We start from the raw sequence: 20635 nt of genomic DNA, 5'->3' as shown, positions 1-20635 counted from the left end.
AATATTACAACATGGAGGTCTACCTTGAAAAAACTACTACCCTTCCTGCTGGTGTTCAGCTTATTTTTGGCAGCCTGCTCTGCCTCTGAACAAAGCACAAACCAACATAAAGAATATAAAATTGGCATTCTCTTATCAGACACTGGACTTGGAGATGAGTCTTTTAACGACTCTGCATTTCGGGGCCTGGAGAAAGCCCGAGATGAGCTGGGCATTCTGTTTGATTACAAAGAAGCCCCGGACGGAAATTTTGAAAAGCCGCTTGAAGAGCTGGTCAAAGAAGATCATGACCTGATCATCGGTCTGGGTTTCACAGCACAGGAAGCACTTGAAAAAACGGCGGAGAAATATCCGGATAAGCAATTTTTGCTCATTGATGCTGTTTCCGAGCTTGATAATGTCGTCTCACTTACGTTTAAGGAGCATGAAGGCAGCTTCCTTGTCGGAATGCTCGCTGCCATGACAAGCAAAACAGGCAAGCTGGGATTTATCGGCGGTGTTGACGTGCCTGTCATCCACCATTTTGAAAATGGATTTGTACAAGGAGCAAAGCACTTCAATCCGAAAATTGAAGTGCTGACGGAATACGCCGGAAGTTTTGGAGATGCCGCTCTCGGCGGGAAAATTGCCGATAAGCAAATTGCTGCTGGTGCCGACTTTATTTACCCTGCTGCCGGATTCACCGGTTTTGGCACATTGAAAAAAGCCGAAGAAAAAGGCGTGCTTGCCGGCGGTGTCGATTCCGATCAGTATTTTGTTGCAGAAAAAGCCGTTGCCACCTCGATGGTCAAAAACATCGACATTGCTGTTTTTAACCTGGCGAAGGAATTGACGGAAAACGGAAAAATCGAAGCTTCATCTTATGTATGGGGACTGGCAGAAAACGGTGTCGGCCTTTCTGAGATCCGTGTAATTTCCTTAACAGAAGAACAGAATGCTGCATTGAAAAAAGCAACAGAAGACATAATCAATGGAAAAATCACAGTAAAAGCTGAATAAAGGAGTTCCAACATGACATTACGAAAACGCCTCATTATTGTCACGCTGATCCCGCTCGCACTCTCGGTCAGTATGATTGGCTTTATCATATACCAAACACTGAACATCCAAAGCTCCGCTAAAGATGATGTGCACCTTCTGCTGAAAGTGAAGGACCTGGAGCAAAGCCTGGTGGTGACAAGCCAATCACTTGCCAATTATACGTACAATTCAAGTGATGCCAACAAGGACCAGGCCCTAACCATGATGACAGAAGTTCAGGAAAACCTGGCTTCCCTCTCTTCGGTTGCCACAGTTCCAGAGCACAAAAAAATCATCGGCAGCATTGAAGGAAAGTATACAGAGCTATCGAACGTTTCCACTGAAGCCTTCAACAAGGGTAACAAAGCGGAAATCAAGCGTCAGAGCATACGTATTTCCGGCATTTTAAATGATATGCACCTTTTAAAGAAACGCACAAATGAATGGTATGAAGGCATCCTTCAGGAAACCAGCCAGAAAATCGCCTTTATCACGAATTCTTCCCTTATAGGAAGCGCACTGCTTATTCTTTTATCGGCTGTATTCTCATGGATGGCTGCCCGAGGAATTACAAAGCCAATCAATGCGATTGTGGAAAAAGCAGAGAAAATTTCAGAGGGTGATTTAACAGCAGACTTATCTCAGCTCATCTTTAAAGAGAACAGCCGCTATGAAGTGGATAAACTAACGGAAGCTTTTTCAAAAATGGTTGTGAACCTGAAAGGAACCGTGCAATCCATTGAAGAGGTCAGCCAGAATGTAAAAGGATTTGCTGAGGATGTGGCTTCCTATATGCACAGCTTAAATGAAAGCAGCAGCCAGGTGGCCGTTTCAACGGATGAATTGGCGAGAGGAAGCCAGGCCATTTCGGAAGATGTTCAGGCAACTGCCGAGTTAATGAGCGTGATGGGTGAGCAATTTTCAGCTGTCCACCAGTCGAGTGCCGAGAGTGCTGTGCAAAGTACACAGGCATTGGAATCAGTTCACCAAGGACGGGTGTCCTTAGAAAAACAAATGAAACTTGCGGACGAGATCTCCAGTTCGTCTAACCATATTAGAAGTTCAGTCAGTGAATTTGCCCAGTTCACCAAGGAAATTGAAGGGGCAGCTAACACAGTGAAAGATATTGCGGATCAAACCAATCTGCTGGCATTAAATGCGGCTATCGAAGCAGCCCGTGCCGGTGAAGCCGGTAAAGGATTTGCGGTTGTGGCAGAAGAAGTCCGAAAACTTGCTGATTCTTCTTCTAAAGCAACCGACCTGATTGCGTCAATGGTCAGCAATATTCAAAATGGGATCAGCCATATTTATAATGCCACCGAGCAGGGACATGCCCTTTCAAGAGAACAATCCCAATCGATGAGCGAGACGGAACTCGTCTTTGAAACCATCTCTGAACATGTATCCGGCATTCATAGCCATCTGGAAAAACTAGTTGATGATATGAAGAGCTCCAGTGATATGAGCCAGCAGGTCATTAGCGCTGTGGAAAACATTTCAGCGGTAACCGAAGAAACAGCTGCCGGGACTGAGGAAATCTCCGCTTCTACGGAGGAACAGCTTCGCGCATTTGAGCAGGTTATGGTGAAAGTGGAGCAGCTGAAGGAAATGACTGGTGTGATGGAGAGGGAATTGGAGAAGTTTACGGTTTAGGTGCGGGTTTTGGCAGTTTCGTTTTAGGCGAAGATGTGGACGTTGCAAATAGATCGGGAAAACCTGCAAATAGAAAAGCAATTTTCGCAAATAGAGCCTGATTTCTGCAAATAAAACGGCGGATTTGCAAATAGCCGGCCAATTCCTGCAAATAGCCCAATAGTGAACCCGCACCAAACGAAAACCCCGCCTCAGCAGCGGGGTTTTCACGTTTTATTATTGCGCTTCAATCAGACCATAGCGGCCGTCTTTACGCTTGTACACAACATTCGTTAAATTAGACTCTGCATTTGTGAACACATAGAAGCTGTGGCCCAGCATGTTCATTTGCAGGATCGCCTCTTCACTGTCCATCGGCTTCAAGTCGAAGCTCTTTTGGCGGACAACTTCAAGATCGTTATCCTCCTCATCCAGTTCAGGTGGCTCTGCCTCATTTTCCAGCGCTGCAAACACAGCAGTCAGATTGCCCTTTTCGCGGAACTTGCGGTTTACTTTTGTTTTATGTTTGCGGATTTGACGCTCCAATTTATCGGTAATCAGATCAATCGCTGCATACATATCATCATGATCTTCCTCTGCACGAAGAACCAGGTTCGGCATCGGAATCGTTACTTCCACTTTAGAACGGTTATTGTTATACGTTTTTAAGTTTACATGTACATTTGCATCAGGAGTTTCAGTAAAATACCTTTCTAACTTCGCAATTTTCTTCTCTACGTACTCTCTAATTGCTGGAGTTACCTCAATGTTTTCACCACGAATGTTGTAATTCATACGTGAACTCCTCCTTCTCATTATACAATGGCGACTTCCTCAGAACGCTTACAAAAACATTAGCGTCTGTAAAAGAATGCCTAGTCTTAAAAGTATATTAAGACTATGTATTTATATTTCTATTTTACCCCTAAAAACTCCTGCTAAAACTGGTAAAAAGATTGAGAATATTTGTCGAATTGGTGACTTATATAAAAAATGAGCAGCTGACTTCACTGCTCATCCTTTTATATCAATATGTCCGCCCAAATGGGGCTGGGCTGCGCGCTGGATGGCCTGTACCTGAGACCCGCTCATCATCTTATTAATGAATTCTGCATTTCCTGCTGCCTGGTCTATAGCTTTTTTCATGACTGAGATGGATGCCTGCTGCTGGACCTGGCCTTGGGATAAGACCATAGACATTAAGGGGATATCCATGTGAACACCTCCGGGACTGTGCACCATATTCAGGATTGGATATATGGATTTAACTCCTGCTGAATGTTATTATGCCACTGCGTAAATGCAGGATAGAGCTTTTTCGAGATGATCTCCTGTCTAATAGGAAGATCATCGAAGTTCTGAATAAGCAGTTCAGCCTGATCGGCGACTGCACTGATATCAGCGATAGCTTTAAGCATGGGCTGATTGTCTTGAACAAGCTGGCTAAGCTGCTCATGGGCTGAAGCAACTTGAGGAAATGCCTGAAAAATATCACCGAGAAGCCGCTCTCCCTCTGTTTTACTGAAATCGCTAAAGCTCTTGACGATATAATCAAATGCTTCATCTATGGTATATAAAAGATCGCTGTATTCCTTCATGAAAAGGTATTGCTCTTCGGTCAGAGTCAACAATGTTAGTCACCTATTTTCTTTTATCATAAAACATGCCGTCCGTCGCTATGGATTGATAGGGATTAGCATATTTGCCGGTTGATTCCTTTTTAACGCTCAAGTCTTTGATGTCTTTTTGGATAAACAGCTTTTCCCTTGTCATGAGCTGGTTGACTTTTGCATTAAGGCTGATGAGCCTGACTCCCAATTCCTTTTCGGCGTCTGAATATGGGGGTGCCATGCCAGCCATTGCCTGCTGGCGGTTTTCAAGCAAATATTCAACCTGACTAATTTTCGAATCACGGTTAAGCCCGGTATCTTCAAGTAATGCTATCAGCTTTTGTGTTGCATCATAGAAGGTTTGAATCGAACCCACTACACTGTACCGCCCTGCGAGAACTGCTTCTGGCGGTTCACCTGGATGACTTCCTTCCACGTATCCCGGAACTCGGTTACCAGGCCTTCTACCTCATCCAGTATGGAAGCATCATTTTTAATGTTAGCTTCCATTAATCTGCGATTCATGAAGTCGTATAAAGACATCATATTTTTAGAAACTTCGATGTCCATATTTAATGTAACCATCAGCTCCTGAATAATAGATTGAGCCTTTTGGATATTGGTATTTTTCATTTCAATATTCTTTTCTTCAATGGCTTTCTTCGCCTGATGAATAAACTTAAGGCACCCATTATACAGCATCAGTGTCAGCTCTCCAGGAGATGCAGTATTCACTGAGTTTTGCTGATAGGATTGGTATGGATTGCTTATTGCCATTTGTAACACTCCTTTTTCTTACATGCCGCCGCTAAATTGGTTCATAAGGAACATGGATTGCTCATTGGAACGCTGGATCGCTTTTTCCATGGCGGTGAATTGGCGCCAGTAGCGGTCTTCCACCTGCTTTAATTTATCTTCAAAGCTATCAATCCGCTTGCCTACATCATTCAGCTCCCTGCCGATGGTAAACTGCTGATTGGTCGAGAAGCTGTTTCCCGCTTTTGTCTTCAATTTATCCATCGCAGCGTTCACGGTATCATATAGCCTGTGGGCAATCCCTCTCTGCCCGTCTGTCTGTCCTTCCCCTCTAAAAAGATTCTCAACAGACACAGGATCATCTTCGATTGCCTTTTTCAGGGCGGCTTCATCAATTTCTAGCTTACCGCCTTCTAAATAATTGCTGGTCGTTTTAATGCCGATACTGGCCAGCTGATTATAAAGCGGAGAAACAAGATCATTCGATACAGGCTGGTAAAAGTTCATCCGCATCCCCGATAAAACAGACTGAAGCGTAGAATCCTTGCGCAAGAGACCGCTTTTAGCCCGCTCTTCCCACTGCTCCTGCTGCTTGTCCGAAAGCTGTTCACGCTGTTCATCCGTTAATGGAGTGTAGCTTCGATAGCGCTCTTCACCGGTCTTTTTCTGGATTTTATCGATCATTTCATTGTATTTATCTACAAATGCCTTAATATTATCAAACACTTTTGTAGAATCATTGCTGACATTGATGCTGACCGGCTGATCTTCAAACGTCTGCTTAAGAGTAAAGGTAACACCGTTCACTTCAAATGTGTTTGAGCTCCGATTCGTAGCCAATCCATTGATCACAAATTCAGCGTTTCTTCCTTCTTCTTTGACCGCAGCCCCTTTAAAGCGCAGAACATCATTCAGAAAGCTGCCGCTTGTCGTGATCTCAGCCCCGCCTTTATTAAAATCACCCGTCTCTGTGCGGGTCATCGTCATTTGGCCAGTAGCACTGTCAAAGAACATATTGACACCAGCACTTGAAGCATTAACTTTACTGATGACATTATTCAGAGACTCACTGCCTGAAATAAGGAAGGAATCATGACGCTCTCCTTTAGAGGTGGACGTATCGACTGAAAAAGCAGTGTATTTGTGGGCATATGCAATCTCCAGACTCATAGTTGTGTCAGATCCATCTGCCGGTTTTTGCATATCAGAATTAAATGTGATTTTCCCTGTTTCGTAGTTAAGGGTGCCTACCACTTTATTGGCATCATCGAGTATTTCTCTTTCTCCATTCACGATATTGCCCATTGAAAAAGTTTTCTCAGTGGACGTTCCAGACGCTGTTTCCTTTATCTTAATGCTTTTCACTTCGTTCAAGGCACCTTGTGCCAATTGAATGGAGGAAGTGCTGCTTGAAATAGCGTGTGAACCCGTCCGTTCAGTGGCCACATAATCAATCTTAATGACACTTCCCTTTGCAGGTTCCTTGCCGAATTGCATTGTTCCATCTTCTTTTACCAGCACTTCATTCTCTTTTAGAGGACGGTTCGCCGCAGTCAATTCTGCCTCACTCAGCGCATTAAACCCTACTCCATTAACCTTTACACTCCAGGAGCTAAGTTCACCTAAATCCACTTTGGACATATCTCCGAAGCTAATAGCAGCTGGATCGGTCACGTTTATACTTTTATTTAAAACGGCACCATTTTTCCAAGCACTACCGACAGTGTTTCCACCTGAATCTGTATGATTGCCTTTATACATAAAACTGCTTTCCTGTGCATAAAGGCTTTTGCTTGGGTCTATGGACTTCCCATCCTCAGAAATGCTGCCGCCGTTCACTCGAGTCTCAGCACTTGCCAGCTGTGTTACTTTTGAAATCGAGTAAGAAGACTGGCTGGCTGCACCGCTTGCTGTTGCAGTTACCATTGCTTCATTTGACGAAGTTGTCAGACGTGAGCGATAACGTGTAGTCAGCTTCATCTGCGTCAACTCACTTCTAAAGTCTAATAGCAATGAATTCATTGCACGGTAATCATCGCGCTGCCACTCTAATACTTGTTTCTTCTGCTTTAATTTATCAAGAGGCATTCGTTCTGCCTTCATTAGATCTGATACAAGCTGGTCAATATCCATCCCGCTCGCCAGACCTCCGATTCTAACCAATTAGAATTCCTCCTTTAAATCTTCTTATCTACCATTAACCCAACAAATTCCGTCATTGCTGCGTACATATCTAGCATTTTCTTTGATGGGATTTCCTTTACTACTTCCTGGGTAACATCATCGACTAATGTCACGTAATATTCATTTAGTTCATCATGGAGAACGAACTTTAATGAGGTGTGAGAAGCTTGTAGGAACTCGTTCATGCTGTCGACTACTTCTGTTAACTTTTCTTCCTTTATTTGACCGCTTAGTTTTGACTGAACAGACATTTCTTTAATTAATTCTTTAGTGTGGAATTCCCTTAAATTTTCATTTATATGTACTGACCTGGTTGTAAGAGAAATATTTTGTGATGATATGCGATCTATCATTATAGTCCCCTACCTATATTGAATAACTGCCTTAGTTTTTATATCGGTATGATCTTAGAATTATTAAGAAGATGTTTATTAGGCAAAGAAGTTTCTGTATTAGCTAGACATATAAAAAAGACCCTAGCAAAGCTAGAGTCCCTTTCAATTATTCTGCTATTAACGTAAAAGTTGTAAAACTCCTTGTGGTTGCTGATTCGCTTGAGCCAACATTGCTTGTGCTGCTTGAGAAAGAATAGAATTCTTAGTTTGAGTCATCATTTCTTTCGCCATATCAACATCACGAATACGAGACTCAGCAGCTGTTAAGTTTTCAGAAGAAGTATTTAAGTTATTGATTGTGTGCTCTAAACGGTTTTGGTATGCTCCAAGTTTTGAACGTTCAGAAGAAACACTTTCAATTGCTTGATCGATAACTTTTATTGCTGCTGATGCTTTGGTAGCAGATGTAACATCAAGAGCGTATTCAGTTGAACCTGAATTATCTGTTAATGCATCGGTATCAGCAATAGCGGCAAAAGATGCACCTGTTACTGCATCACTCGCATTAACTCCAGCTGCACCTGCCCCAGCAGTACCAGCTACACCCAAAGCAGTAGATCTCATGTCACGGATTTCAACACTAAAGTTCTGGCCTTGGTTGGCACCGATTTGTAAACTAGCTGAGTACCCAGATCCAGCGGCACTTTGATCAAACGTAATATTTTTTGCCCCTGCAGTTGTAAAATTGAAAGTACCTAAATCAGCTGTTACTGACTTTCCATCTGCTGTTGTAAATGTTTGAGAACCAGCACCCGATGCTACGGATCCACTAGTTACTGCTGAACCATCAATAGTAGCAGAATATCCCGCTGCTACAGGTGCGTTAATAGTTCCCGAATATGTGAATTGATCACCATCAGCAGTATTACTAATATCACTTAAGCTGATAGTTAAGCCATTCCATGTTAAATCGTTTGTTGAAGGTGTTACTGAATCACCATTAACTGTCCAAGTACTCCCGCTTCTCGCTACAGTTATAGTAGAAAGATCTCCTGAACCACTGTATGTTCCACTAATATTTGCAGTTGCAGTACCAGATCCATTTGAATGGGTCATACTCGTACTACTAATATTCGTGCCAGCTGAACCTGCATTGTAAGTTACAGCAATTGTATGGTTAGCACCAGTAAGTCCGCTTGAAGCAGTTACTGCAGCACTAGTGAAAGCAGCATCAGCATTAACATTTGATAGTGGAGAACCACTACCACCGTTTAATAATTTTTGCGTATTAAATTCTGTTGTATTACCAATACGATTGATTTCAGAAGTTAACTGATTCATTTCCTTCTGAATCTCTTTACGATCTGCAGTAGTATTTGTATCATTTCCGGCTTGAGTAGCTAATTCACGCATACGTTGTAAAATATCGTGAGTTTCATTTAAAGCACCTTCAGCAGTTTGAATTAAAGAAATACCGTCTTGAGAGTTCTTTGAAGCCTGGTCCAAACCACGTACTTGTGAACGCATTTTTTCAGAGATTGCTAAACCAGCAGCATCATCTCCTGCACGATTAATACGAAGACCTGAAGATAATTTTTCCATTGATTTAGATTGTGCAGTTGATGCAGTGTTCAACTGACGATACGTATTCAACGCAGCAATATTATGATTAATTCTCATTGTTTTATATCCTCCTTGAGTATATATCCCACATCCATGTGGTTTGTTTACCAACCAGCAGAAAAGTCGGCCGCCTTTTTGCTGTTCAGCTTTACAATGGTTATATCGACTTATTTTGACAGGTGTTTAATGGTTTGGAAAAAATTTTTTATTGCTTTTTAAAAAAGTTGCTTAAACTTTCAATTTCACCAGCATCTGTTTGAGTTGCGCTGCTGTTTTCCTGCTGAATAGATAGATATATTTCCTTCCTATGAATATCAACATTTTTCGGCGCACTGATGCCCAGCTTTATCTGGTCGCCTTCGATAGAGAGGATCGAGATTTCAATATCGTCACCAATCATGATCGATTCTTTCAGTCTCCTTGTGAGTACAAGCATTATCTCTCCCCCTGTTCTTGAGGTGTCATGATTTTATGCTTGGTTTGGTAAGGTGTTTGATTAAGTATAATTTGTTTGCCTATTCTTTTTGTTTGGTTAATAACCAAAGGGGCCTGCAGGTTAGCGGTTGTTTCCTCAAATGGATCCTTTACTGTCAAAATCGTAAAGGTAGCCACATCTTTATCTGATTGGATTTCTAACTTTTCTAATGCCTCTTCTGGCAGATCAAACTCGTACTGAGGAAATAGAACAAACGGATCTGTAATTATAAAAGCCACCTCAGTTGTTTTAACTGACTGCAGCACAAATAAGTCTGTCCCTTCTAGAGGGAAAATATAAAACCCCTTCTCATCTAAAAACCCCGGTATCCCAGATGGAAACGTAATAATATTTTCTCTGTTTATCTCTTGCTCACCATGAAATTTCGTTAAAATATTCATTTTTTCACCACTTTACTAAATTGTTAGATTAATAAAATCAACGTTTAGGCTATTTTTTTCAATAATCTCTGTGCTGACTTTACCTGGCGTATAGTTATGTACCGGCTTTCTGATTTCAACATCAATCTTTGGCTTTTGCGGCTGAGCTTCAATGTTGACCTTGCCTGGTTCATATTGGATTTTCACACTATTATGAGATGGCACCCAGCCAATATTAAACTGCTTCGTAGGACCTTCACTGTTTTCCTTGGCCTGATAGGCAATGGGATTGCCGCCGTTTTCAATTTTCATGAGTTCTGTTCCCTGTGCAGCTCTTCTCTCCAGCCCTTTCAGCCAATCCTGGTACCCGTTTTGGGCAAACTCTTCTATTCGTCTGCTGACACTTTTAAGGTCGACGTCCTCGCGTGCTTTTGTCTGGTCGATTGTCAGCTTACCGGGGATTGTTTCGATTTCCAGGATGGCTTTTGGCTGCTGGATGGATTGGACAGCAGGGGGCTGTTCAATTTCCTGCACCGGTTTTTCTATTTTTAATCCCATTTTGATAAAGCTGGATTCCAGCCTAATCTGCGGCACGTTCATGTTAGCACCTCTTTTATGAAAAAAAGCTATCTCCTAAGGATAGCTTTTCATTGATTATCTTAAAAAGTCGGTTAAGCTCGGCTGAATTATTCTTGCCCCAACGCTTAGTGCTGCACGATGGATGCTTTCCTGGGTTGTAAGCTCGATGATGGCCTTTTCCATATCGATGTCTTCATTATCGGAAAGGATTCTTGTTGAGAATACTTCCTGCTGGGAAAGGCGGTCCTCCATCAGCTCCACACGATTCTGTTTGGCGCCAATCAATGCGCGGGCAGACAAGAAGTTATCTATATTTTTATCAACAGTATCAAGCATATCTCCAACCGCTGGGTCATTCGTTTCTAGTGCAGCAATTAGCTTTTGGATATCTCCTTCATCGCTGAGCATGTCTCCAAACAACGCTTTTCCTTCCGTGTTGACAGGGATTTTGATGCCTGAGAAAACCTCTAGCTCGATGGTTCCGCTTTGAAAACCTGATTCAGATGGCCGTACATTTGTCTGATTGCCATTGAAAATAAACTTTCCACCCACTTGTGTATCTCCGAGATTCTGCAAATGCTCTTTAAGCTGCTTGACTTCTTCCGCAACCGCTTTACGCTGATCTTCTTCCAGCGTGCCGTTGCTTGCCTGGAGTGTCAACTCCCGGATTCTCTGCAAGGCAAGCACACCTTTATCTAAAGCATCGTCGGTACTATCCACCCAGCTTCTCACTTCCCCAATATTTCGGGTAAACTGCTGAATCCGGTTTAAGTCCGTACGATAATTCATCCCCATCATCGCAGCAACCGGATCGTCCGAAGGCTTGGTAAATTTCTTTTGTGTAGAAATTTGGTCCTGCAGCTTGTCCATCCTGCTGTAGCTATTACTTAAATTTCGAAGCATGTTATTTGATAGCATCGATTGTGTTACGCGCACTTTATTTCACCCTTTATCTGCCTACAACGCCCATGCCGTTGATGATTTTATCGAGCATTTCATCGACCACAGTGATATTGCGGGCCGAGGCATTGTACGCATGTTGGAATTTAATCATATTGGTCATTTCTTCATCTAATGAGACTGCACTGACGGATTGCCTGTTCCGGTCTACTGAATCTGCCAGGACGGCGGAGTTTTTTAAATCCTTTTTAGCACTCTGAGAGTCTACCCCTAACCGTCCGATAATTCCTGAATAATAGGAATCTAGGCTCCCGTTCAGCTTTGATTTTTCATCATCTGTCAATGATGTATAATCACTAAAGCTTTTCTTTCTTAAATCAGCCAGCAGCTGAGCATTTTTGTTATCACCTGATGCTCCGCCTTTTTCGGCTGCTGCAGCAATTTTAGATGAGTCATCAAGCAATGCTTGATTCACTTTCATGCTTTGTGCCGGGTTCTCTTCATCAAACTCAAAAAAGTCCAACCCGGAGATTGTATCTGCTCCAAGGGCATATCCATTCTTATGAATCTCATTGAATTCCTTGGCAAAAGCAGACGCCATTCTATTCAGCTTGTCCAGCATTTCAGGGTAGGCACCCTTTGCAGAACCACCTGCTTCATAACCATAGCTGTTAATTAAACCGGTCAATTCACCGGATAAAGTCTCAAATTGCGTAAAGGAAGTGGATCCAATCTTTAATCCTGTTACAAGTCCGCTGTCTTCGCTTTTTTCAAGCTCCAACTTGTTTGTGCCAACAATCCCACTCTCTTTTGTTACGGAAATAAGGTTAATTGGCGGATTATAGGATTTTCCATCCTTTTGGACAATCTCGATATTATAAAGGCCCGCTGCCATCGGTTTGGCATCTCCATATGTATTAGGGACGACACCGCTCACTTTCACGTTAACCAATTGCGAAAGACTATCTACCAATAAGTCCCGCTCATCATACAGATCATTTGGCATGTATCCGTGCGGCTCAACAGAGGCAATCTGTTTATTCAGATGATCAATTTGCGCGACGATCGCGTTGATTTCATCCACTTTCACGCCAATCTGATTGCCAATATCCTCTTGAACCCGCGACAGGGAGTTATGATAATAATTCAGCGTATCCGCAACCATCTGCCCGGTGGCTGCCACTACATCCCTGGCTCCCGTATTTTCAGTATGGCTTGATAGATCCTGAAGAGCATTCCAGAACTTTTCCAGCGTACTGTGCAATCCATTCTCAGATGGTTCATTTATGATTTCTTCCATCTTGGTGAGGGACTCGCTCATGGCACCATAATAGCCCATTTTGGTGTTTTCGGTTCTATATTGCAGATCCAGGAATGATTCTCTTATTCTCTGAACTGTTCCCGCCTCAACACCTGTACCCATTTGGCCGGGTATCTGCGGGCGGTTCATGCCAACGCCCGGATAAGGCTCAGTTTGCGCGAAATTAATGCGCTGCCTGGTGTATCCCGGCGTATTCGCATTTGAAATATTATGACCTGTTGTATATAAAGCACTTTGCTGGGTGAACATGCCGCGGCGGGCTGTTTCAAGTCCCATGAAAGTTGAACGCATGTTGGTTCCTCCGTTCTGCTACACCTTCGAGTTGAAAATTCCTGGATTCATCTTTTCAGATTTCTTTCTTGCTGGCGGACCGTAATTCATATTTTCAGGCTGAGGCCTTAATAGATTCATAGATACATTCACAAACTGAAGCGACTGATGAACAAGCTGCTGGTTTAGGAAGTTCTGCTCTTTCAGTTCGTACACCAGCTCAGCAAGTTCCTCCGTGATGGCCTCCAGCCTGAGACGATCAGGCTGTGTGAGGATATTTAAACAATCTGATACTGTTGGGCTTTCCAGCGTAGGTGCGATGTAATTTGCCGCTTTCTCCCGTTCTTTATCCAACCGGCTGATAGCTGCGATATGAGCCTGCTCATCCTTCAGCATCTGATTCAGGGCGTCCATGTCGCCGGTTTTAATAATATCTGTCTTTTTAACTGCGAGTTCATAAAGGCTTTTATGAAGCTTAAGCAGTTTCTCCATTGCTGCAGTAAGTGCTTCGGCTGACATGCCATCCCCTCCTCATTATTTTTTCGTATAAAAATTAGCGATGCTTTTTGCGACTTCTTTTGGATTGATTTTATAGGTGCCGTTCTCTACCTGAATTTTAAGCTCTTCCACCTTTGCTTTGCGGTTTTCGCTCAGCTGTGAAACCTGCTGCATTTCTTTTGCAGTGGTGCTGATTTCGATTTTATCGGATGCCATTCTGGCTGGTTTTCCTGCATTTTCAAGCTTGTTCAGTTGGCGTTTGTATGGGTTCACGCCTGAAGGACCAAAATTATTGATTTTCATGTGTACCCCTCACTTTCTTTTCCGGTCAATTTTACCCTAAGTTTATTATCGGCTAACGGGGCGGTTTGTTTAAATGTTATTTTAAGTTTGGAAAAAAATACATCGATAAGCCTATAGAAAAAGCTATGTGAATGGGACACATAGCTTAAAAACGCCTATTAATTTTTTCATTTACGGCAAAATAAGTGCCGTGTTTTTCCCGCTGGGCTGCTTCTTTTCTTCGTTCTTCATCAGCTGTAAACTGCTGAAGATCCTTCCTCAGCTCCACTGCACAGCTGCCGCACAGCTTGCCTTCCCGGATGCTTGTCCCGCATTTCTCGCAGGGATAACCCAGGTTAGGGAATTGTGCCAGCTTCAATCGGCCGGTTTTAATGAATTTTATGATGAGTTCTTCCTCAACTCCGGTTGCATCTACAACCTCCAGCAATTTTGCCGTCCGGTTCTCCCGCTTCCGGATAAACTGGTAAACCGTCTCATAGGCCCTCTCTTCTTCTTTCCAGCATTCCTGGCAAACGTCGCGGAATTGATTTTTCACATAAATCGCATCACATTTCGGGCAGTTGGATAACTCAGCCATATGATTTCTTCCTCTCTCAGTTTGTGATGAAATTATTATAGCTCGAAGAATAGGATAATTATAGAAAAATATTATTCGAAGTACTGCTGGCTGCTGGCTGTTTCTATGAATCGAGATTCGGGAACGGGGAGGTCTTGCTCGAGCTGACTTTGCAAAATATCAAGCATCACCGCCAATTCCGCTCTTGGTCCCTCTTCGATAATAAATTGAAATCCATAAATAGTCAGAGCATCTGATATTTCAGCTTTTCGGACAATCGTTCCGGTATAGGAAAGATCCTCCCCTGAAAGCTTGGTCTCAATTAATAGAATGATATCTTTCCTCACAGGGAGTTTCATCTTTGAAACAAATTTTACTCCGCCTGCACTCATATCTTCAATCAGGATCTTCGTGCTGCCCATTTTGACAGGCTTGCTGTTAAGCTCTAAGATGGTCATGTCCGCCTCCAGCGGATAGGGAAACTCGACCCGGACATACTTGCGCAAACCTTTAAACACATTGTCTTCTTTAATATTCCGCGGCTTCAGAGTGCCAATTAACAGATTCTGCTCAAAGGTGGAAGGCGGAATTGGCTTACTGAAAAGATAGCCCTGTATTTGGTCACACTCATTTTTTCTTAAGGAATAGAACTGTTCAAAGGTCTCAACGCCTTCTGCTACCACCTTCATATTCAGTCCATGGGCGAGCTGAATCAGATTGGCCGTAATGATGGCATCTTCTGCGTTTTTATCCATTGCCTGGATAAACGTTTTATCAATCTTTAAAACATCGAATTTATATTTCTTTAATTGAGTGATGGAAGAATAGCCGGTTCCAAAGTCGTCCAGCGCAATTTTCACTCCCATCTCACCCAATTCCTTAAGCACTGCTATCACGTTCTCTGAGTAATTGATCAGGGAAGACTCGGTCAATTCAATCTCAAGCAATGATGCGTCCAGACAATTCTCATCCAATGCTGCCTTTATCGTGGAAACAAAACAGCTTTTCAAAAAGCTCAGCGGAGAGATGTTCACGGATATCGGAACAATCGCCAGCCCGCTTTCCTTCCAGGAATGAATCTGCCTGCATACCTTTCTTATCACGTATTCGCCTATATCTACGATTAAACCGGTTTCTTCTGCAACGGGGATAAACTCCAGCGGTGAAACTCTGCCCCATTCCGGATGATTCCATCTTAATAAAGCTTCCGCACTTAGTATTCTCCGTGTTTTCGTATCAACTCTTGGCTGGTATTCAAGAAAAAATTCGTCATTCTGAAGTGCTTTCCGCATATCCTGTTCCAAAGTAAAAAGCTTATAGGATTCAATATCCATGGAGGGATGGTAAGCCTGGAATCTATTATTCCCTTTCTGCTTGGCATGGTATAGGGAAGATTCCGTATTTCTGACCAATTCATCAGCTGTGATTCCATTATCCGGATATAAACTAATGCCTATAGACGGGGTAATACTAAGCTCAAAGCTGTTGATATGGAATGGTTCAGAGAAGATTTGATTAATGGACTCCGCTATTTGCGCAGGATCCTCCTTCTCCTGGATAGGTTCCTTAATAACTGCGAATTGATCACCGGAAATTCTTGCTGAAAAACAGACTGAATTTAGCTTCTCCTTCATTCTTTGTGAAACAAGCCTTAGAAGTTCATCTCCTGATGAGTGTCCAAATGTATCATTAATCTGTTTTAAGCGCTGCAAGTCAAAAAACAAGATGGCAAATCCCTGGTGTTCATCGTCTTCAATAAGGGTTTGGAGTTTCTGATCAAAGTATCGGCGATTCGGCAGATCTGTCAAATGATCATAAAAAGCCATACGCCTCATTCTTTTTTCAAGCCATTTTTGTTCCGTTATATCTGTTACAAATCCATCAACCCGAATCAGCTCGCCTCTATCATTCAGGTGCGGGATGCTATGATGATTAACCCACCTTAACTCACCGGCCTTATGAATAATCCTATATTGATAGCGGATGCTATTCCCATTCAGAAGTTTCGCCCGCTCTTCCTCTACCACCTGCACATCATCCGGATGGATCACATTGTTCCACAGTTCGAAGTCAGCAATAAACTCCTCGGCAGTGTAGCCGAAAATCCCTTCCACCCCTCTCGAAAAATGAAGAACCTTTCTTTCCAGTAAATCTGCAGAATAAATGCCCACATCAAGATTTTCATATATCTGTCCAATTTTCCGCTCGTTTTCGTAAAGCTGTTCTTCCATGCGCCGCTTTTCAGTAATATCCTGAATCGTTGCGATGATTTTAGGCGACTCATTTTTATCTGCGAAATAATCTGCCCGATGGTGAATATACCGTTCTTCACCATCCTGCCTGATCATCCGGCATACCAGGTCAACACTGTCCTTTTCTTTGAGAAGCTTTTTAAACTGCTTTTCAAAGGCCGGGCGGTCATCCTGATGAAGATAGCTCAAATACATTTGATAGTCCGGGAAAAAATCTTTTTGAGGCTTTAGACCAAAAATCCGAAACAGCTGATCTGTCCAAAATCCTTTATCGGTTTCAACATCGTACTCCAGACTTCCAATGTTGGCGATCTTTTGGGCCTGGTTGAGGTTGTTTTTTATTTTAGTCAATTCCATTTGATGGATGTAATATTCAGTCATATCCTTTGGATTGATATCATCTTCCTGCGAGTTTAATTTGTTCACTTCCAAACATCCTTTCCAAACAAAATGGCAACTGAATTATGTCGCCATGGCAGATCCAATGCTTTAGATCAGCAGCTGGTGTCTTTCCCATCCGTAAAATTCGCCCTTGATTAGAATATTTTAACATAGGAGTATTTTCCCAATAAATGATCAATCCAAAATATTACTTTGTAATATATTCCATTATTTATCCTCTTGCCAATGTAAATGAACATACTGATGCAGCTCCTCGTTCCTTCAAAACCTTCGCTGCATGGTATAAAGTAGATCCAGTTGTATAAATATCGTCGATGAGGAGGATATTCTTGTCTTTAACCGCTGTCTCGGGAAATAACTCGAAGACCTGTGTTTGATGCATGCGCTCTTTTCGCGATTTTTTTGATTGTTTTTCCGAGTGGCTGCGCTGAAGAAGCTCTACAGGTGTAAAGCCTGCTTCCCGAATAAGGGCGGATGATTGATTGAATCCTCTTTCGTAAAGACGCTCAGGACTTAGCGGGATGGGAACGAGGAAGTCGAAATGAAGAGACTGAAGTCTTTCAATAATAAAAGGGGAGAATGCTTTAGCGAGGATATAATCACCGCGGAACTTATAGCGGGCAATTGTCTCTTTCAAAAAGTCATCATAACCGAAAATAGAGTGGTTTTTATCAAGCTGTCCTGACCAGACTGTGTCCTGGTTCCACCTTACGCAATCTTTGCATAGATTCCCTTTTCGAAATTGAGGATCTAGCGTGCTGAAGGGGCGGCTGCATTTATCACAAGTATCGCCTTTGATAACTGGGAGTTTGTCCGTGCAGGTCTGGCATAAATGATTCTCTTTTGGCCGCGACCAAAGAGTGGTCCAGCTGACAACAGACAGGATTTCTTCATGGCATATTAAACAGTTAATAGTCGATCAGTCCTTTCTTCTTGGCTTCGGTGTTCATTTTGAGGATTTGCTTTCGTGCTTTGACCATGCTTTCGGTTTTACCGTAATGGAAAAAAGCAATATCTCCGGTTGGAAATTGAGCACTTCTTCCAACCCGGCCGGCGATCTGGACTAGAGCGCTTTCTGTGAAAATGCGGTCTTCTGCGCCAAAAACGGCTACGTCAATATTAGGAAACGTTACGCCTCTTTCAAGGATGGTTGTTGTTAGGAGCATCGGGATTTCGTTATTGCGCATCATTTGGACTCTAGCTTTTCGCTCGGGGTCTTCAGCGTGCACAGTTTGAATTTTAGGATAGGATTTACGGAATATGGTGAGGACCTTCTCCATTTTGTCGATTTTGGGGAGGAAGAGCAGACACTGCTTCTGATTGTCACTTCTCTTTTTGATCCATTGGGTGACTGCAGGCGGGAGTTTGTCTTTTTGAAGCGACTTTTCCCAGTTACCGCACCATTTGAATGATGGTACTGGCAAGGGGTGGCGGTGATATCTGGCTGGGATGGTGACATAATCTCTTTTCCCTCTCCGGCATTCATTCTGCCATTTTTGGCTGGGAGTAGCTGTGAGATAAATCATCGAGGAATGTTCTTTGCGGGACTGGCGGACAGCATACTGAAGACTTTCGTCTGCCGTATAAGGAAAGGCATCTACTTCATCCAGAATGACTGTATCAAAAGCCTTGTAAAAGCGAAGAAGCTGGTGCGTGGTGGCAATGGTCAAGGGTGCTTGAAGATGGCGGTCTTCACTGCCGCCGTAGAGGACAGCCACCTGGATGCGTGGAAAGACTGCTTTGAGCCGTGGACCAAGCTCGAGCACAACATCTGTTCTCGGAGTGGCAATGCAGACTCTTTTTCCGAAAGCTAAGGCAGCATTGATGCCTTCAAATAGGACCTCCGTCTTTCCTGCACCGCATACAGCCCAGACGAGTAGTTCTCTATTTTCTATCACTGCCTGCTCCACTTGATCGGAGGCAAACTGCTGTCCGGGTGAAAGAGTGCCATCCCATTCTAAGGGGGGCTCGGTTAATTCACGGTCTGGCTCAGGTCCGCACCAGCCAATCAGAGGGGTGCATTCACTGACTCTGCCCATCATGATGCATTTCCTGCAGTACGTGCAGGCTTTCTCTCCGCAACGGGCACATGGAAAACCTGCGAACAGTGAACGATCTTGATTGCCGCATCTCGCACAAACTGTCTTGCTTTTGGTCTTAATTATCCCTTTTCGGTAAGTAATATAGCCATTTTCATAGTGCTGATGGATTTCTTTGAATGAATGCTGAAGGTTTTCTAGTAGAAGCTGTTTTCCGTAGAGGACTTGCTGGAGTTCTTTGTTAAATGGGTAGTTTTCGATGAGTGGCGGCTCCTGAATTGCTTCAATAGAGGATATCGGGAGACTTACTGGAGGAAAATCATTTATATAGGGGGTCATTTTAGGGGTAAATCTCAATTAGTTCACCTCTGACTACATAGTTTATCTGTCTATTTGCAAGTTTTGCGGTTCTATTTGCAAGTTTTCGGATCTATTTGCAGATTTAGGCTCGTTATTTGCAAATACATGCTATCTATTTGCAGGAGTCCTCAATCTAATTGCAAGTCCACATCACCCCTCTCAAAAAATCTGCGCCACTCCCCAGAATGGCGCAACTAAGACAAACATCACTTCTTCACCCAGCCAAATCCCATAGCGCCTTCACCCAGATGGGTTCCGATGACCGGACCAAAATAGCTGATCCTAAACTCAACATTCGGATACTGCGCCGCAAGCTCCGCTTTCCACTCACGCGCTTCTGCTTCACGATTGGCATGGATAATAACCGCCTGATAAGGCTCACCGCTTTTTACATCTTCCCAAAAAAGGTCAACCATCCGCTTCATCGCTTTCTTACGAGTGCGAATCTTTTCAAACGGAACAATTTTCTTATCTTCAAAATGAAGCAGCGGCTTAACCTGGAGCAGGCTGCCAATCAAGGCCTGTGCACTGGACAAACGTCCTCCACGCTGAAGATGCGAAAGGTTGTCTACCATGAAATAAGCACGTATGCTCTTTTTCATTTCCTCAAGCCGTTCCACGATTTCCTGTGGACTCTTACCGGCAGCAGCCAGTTCAGCGGCTTCCACCACATAAAACCCCTGCACCATACAGCTGATTTCGGAATCAAAGGGGAATACCTGAATATCGTCCACCATGCTCCCGGCAGTGACTGCCCCCTGAAACGTGCCGCTGATGCCGCTCGACAGATGAATTGAAATTACTGCATCATACTCTTTCGATAATGTCTCAAACAGCTCGGCAAACTCGCCCACCGGTGGCTGTGAAGTAGTCGGAAGCTCTTTATGCTTCACTTCTTCATAAAAATCCGCAGCCGTAATTTCCACTTCTTCCTGGTACGTCTCACCGCCAAAAATAACACTCAGCGGAATCATATGTATATTTAACTTTTCTCTTAAATTCTTAGGAATGTATGCTGTACTATCCGTTACAACAGCCGTTTTCATAAATAGAGGTACCATCCTTATCTTTTTTCTCTACTGTATGTTCCATTTTATATGATAGCGGGGGAAATTGCATTAAGTTATAGAATTGAGAAGC

General features: G+C 43.1%; 23 protein-coding genes and 1 pseudogene. 2 read left to right on the top strand and 22 right to left on the bottom strand.

Going from position 1 to position 20635, the window contains the following annotated elements; translation table 11 throughout:
• Positions 1-24 precede the first annotated feature (24 nt).
• Positions 25-999 carry a BMP family lipoprotein gene (locus AC3WTL_RS14295; RefSeq protein ID WP_492369627.1) on the top strand — a complete coding sequence of 325 codons (975 nt, stop codon included), beginning with the start codon at positions 25-27 and terminating at the stop codon, positions 997-999.
• A 12-nt stretch (positions 1000-1011) separates the two neighbouring features.
• Positions 1012-2673, top strand: coding sequence for a methyl-accepting chemotaxis protein (locus AC3WTL_RS14290; protein WP_492369626.1), 1662 nt, complete (start codon positions 1012-1014; stop codon positions 2671-2673).
• On the opposite strand, the gene AC3WTL_RS14285 is transcribed toward AC3WTL_RS14290, so the two are convergent.
• From AC3WTL_RS14285 to AC3WTL_RS14180, 22 genes and pseudogenes are all read right to left on the bottom strand, one after another.
• Positions 2663-2833 (bottom strand): hypothetical protein, encoded by a 171-nt coding sequence (locus AC3WTL_RS14285; RefSeq protein ID WP_492369625.1) that lies wholly within the window; start codon positions 2831-2833, stop codon positions 2663-2665. The two genes, AC3WTL_RS14290 and AC3WTL_RS14285, sit on opposite strands and share 11 nt — an antisense overlap.
• A 56-nt stretch (positions 2834-2889) precedes the next feature.
• A complete protein-coding gene (gene hpf, locus AC3WTL_RS14280; protein ID WP_048009852.1) occupies positions 2890-3447 on the bottom strand; it encodes a ribosome hibernation-promoting factor, HPF/YfiA family in 558 nt (185 codons plus the stop codon).
• 219 nt (positions 3448-3666) lie between these two features.
• Positions 3667-3867, bottom strand: a complete 201-nt coding sequence (locus AC3WTL_RS14275) for a YjfB family protein (protein WP_492369624.1) — start codon at positions 3865-3867, stop codon at positions 3667-3669.
• A gap of 29 nt (positions 3868-3896) precedes the next feature.
• Entirely contained in the window at positions 3897-4280 is a 384-nt protein-coding gene (locus tag AC3WTL_RS14270; RefSeq protein ID WP_261391400.1) for a DUF8042 domain-containing protein, read from the bottom strand.
• Between the two features lie 13 nt (positions 4281-4293).
• Positions 4294-4638, bottom strand: coding sequence for a flagellar protein FliT (gene fliT, locus AC3WTL_RS14265; RefSeq protein WP_492369623.1), 345 nt, complete (start codon positions 4636-4638; stop codon positions 4294-4296).
• The gene (gene fliS / locus AC3WTL_RS14260; RefSeq protein WP_262174861.1) at positions 4638-5039 is read right to left on the bottom strand and encodes a flagellar export chaperone FliS; all 402 of its coding nucleotides are present in this window, start codon (positions 5037-5039) and stop codon (positions 4638-4640) included. The genes fliT and fliS overlap by 1 nt, the downstream gene beginning before the upstream one ends.
• Positions 5040-5057: 18 nt before the next feature.
• Entirely contained in the window at positions 5058-7181 is a 2124-nt protein-coding gene (gene fliD, locus AC3WTL_RS14255; RefSeq protein ID WP_492369622.1) for a flagellar filament capping protein FliD, read from the bottom strand.
• A gap of 14 nt (positions 7182-7195) precedes the next feature.
• The gene (gene flaG, locus AC3WTL_RS14250) at positions 7196-7558 is read right to left on the bottom strand and encodes a flagellar protein FlaG (RefSeq protein WP_492369656.1); all 363 of its coding nucleotides are present in this window, start codon (positions 7556-7558) and stop codon (positions 7196-7198) included.
• A 156-nt stretch (positions 7559-7714) separates the two neighbouring features.
• Positions 7715-9217: a flagellin N-terminal helical domain-containing protein gene (locus AC3WTL_RS14245; protein ID WP_492369621.1), complete on the bottom strand. Its 1503-nt coding sequence runs from the start codon at positions 9215-9217 to the stop codon at positions 7715-7717.
• A 148-nt stretch (positions 9218-9365) separates the two neighbouring features.
• Complete coding sequence (gene csrA, locus AC3WTL_RS14240) at positions 9366-9596, bottom strand: carbon storage regulator CsrA (protein WP_492369620.1); 231 nt, start codon at positions 9594-9596, stop codon at positions 9366-9368.
• Positions 9596-10036, bottom strand: coding sequence for a flagellar assembly protein FliW (fliW, locus tag AC3WTL_RS14235; RefSeq protein WP_492369619.1), 441 nt, complete (start codon positions 10034-10036; stop codon positions 9596-9598). Before fliW ends, csrA begins: the two co-directional genes overlap by 1 nt.
• A gap of 15 nt (positions 10037-10051) precedes the next feature.
• The gene (locus AC3WTL_RS14230; protein ID WP_492369618.1) at positions 10052-10615 is read right to left on the bottom strand and encodes a DUF6470 family protein; all 564 of its coding nucleotides are present in this window, start codon (positions 10613-10615) and stop codon (positions 10052-10054) included.
• A 54-nt stretch (positions 10616-10669) separates the two neighbouring features.
• Positions 10670-11530, bottom strand: coding sequence for a flagellar hook-associated protein FlgL (flgL, locus tag AC3WTL_RS14225; protein WP_492369617.1), 861 nt, complete (start codon positions 11528-11530; stop codon positions 10670-10672).
• Between the two features lie 13 nt (positions 11531-11543).
• Positions 11544-13106: a flagellar hook-associated protein FlgK gene (gene flgK, locus AC3WTL_RS14220; RefSeq protein WP_492369616.1), complete on the bottom strand. Its 1563-nt coding sequence runs from the start codon at positions 13104-13106 to the stop codon at positions 11544-11546.
• A gap of 18 nt (positions 13107-13124) precedes the next feature.
• Positions 13125-13604 (bottom strand): flagellar protein FlgN, encoded by a 480-nt coding sequence (locus AC3WTL_RS14215; protein ID WP_492369615.1) that lies wholly within the window; start codon positions 13602-13604, stop codon positions 13125-13127.
• A gap of 15 nt (positions 13605-13619) precedes the next feature.
• Positions 13620-13886: a flagellar biosynthesis anti-sigma factor FlgM gene (gene flgM / locus AC3WTL_RS14210; RefSeq protein ID WP_492369614.1), complete on the bottom strand. Its 267-nt coding sequence runs from the start codon at positions 13884-13886 to the stop codon at positions 13620-13622.
• A 145-nt stretch (positions 13887-14031) separates the two neighbouring features.
• Positions 14032-14463 carry a TIGR03826 family flagellar region protein gene (locus tag AC3WTL_RS14205; protein ID WP_174751963.1) on the bottom strand — a complete coding sequence of 144 codons (432 nt, stop codon included), beginning with the start codon at positions 14461-14463 and terminating at the stop codon, positions 14032-14034.
• A gap of 71 nt (positions 14464-14534) precedes the next feature.
• Complete coding sequence (locus AC3WTL_RS14200) at positions 14535-17120, bottom strand: EAL domain-containing protein (RefSeq protein ID WP_492369613.1); 2586 nt, start codon at positions 17118-17120, stop codon at positions 14535-14537.
• Positions 17121-17307: 187 nt separating this feature from the next.
• Positions 17308-17733 (bottom strand): ComF family protein, encoded by a 426-nt coding sequence (locus AC3WTL_RS14195; RefSeq protein ID WP_492369612.1) that lies wholly within the window; start codon positions 17731-17733, stop codon positions 17308-17310.
• Positions 17734-17817: 84 nt separating this feature from the next.
• Positions 17818-17997, bottom strand: a pseudogene (locus AC3WTL_RS14190) (double zinc ribbon domain-containing protein); the annotation flags it as partial.
• 7 nt (positions 17998-18004) lie between these two features.
• Positions 18005-19474: an ATP-dependent helicase ComFA gene (locus AC3WTL_RS14185; protein ID WP_492369655.1), complete on the bottom strand. Its 1470-nt coding sequence runs from the start codon at positions 19472-19474 to the stop codon at positions 18005-18007.
• Positions 19475-19701: 227 nt separating this feature from the next.
• Positions 19702-20541 (bottom strand): DegV family protein, encoded by an 840-nt coding sequence (locus AC3WTL_RS14180; RefSeq protein ID WP_492369611.1) that lies wholly within the window; start codon positions 20539-20541, stop codon positions 19702-19704.
• Between the last annotated feature and the right edge of the window lie 94 nt (positions 20542-20635).

The sequence above is a fragment of the Cytobacillus sp. EB106-05-05-XG126 genome (assembly GCF_058791715.1).
This window is presented reverse-complemented; position numbering and strand designations above follow the sequence as displayed.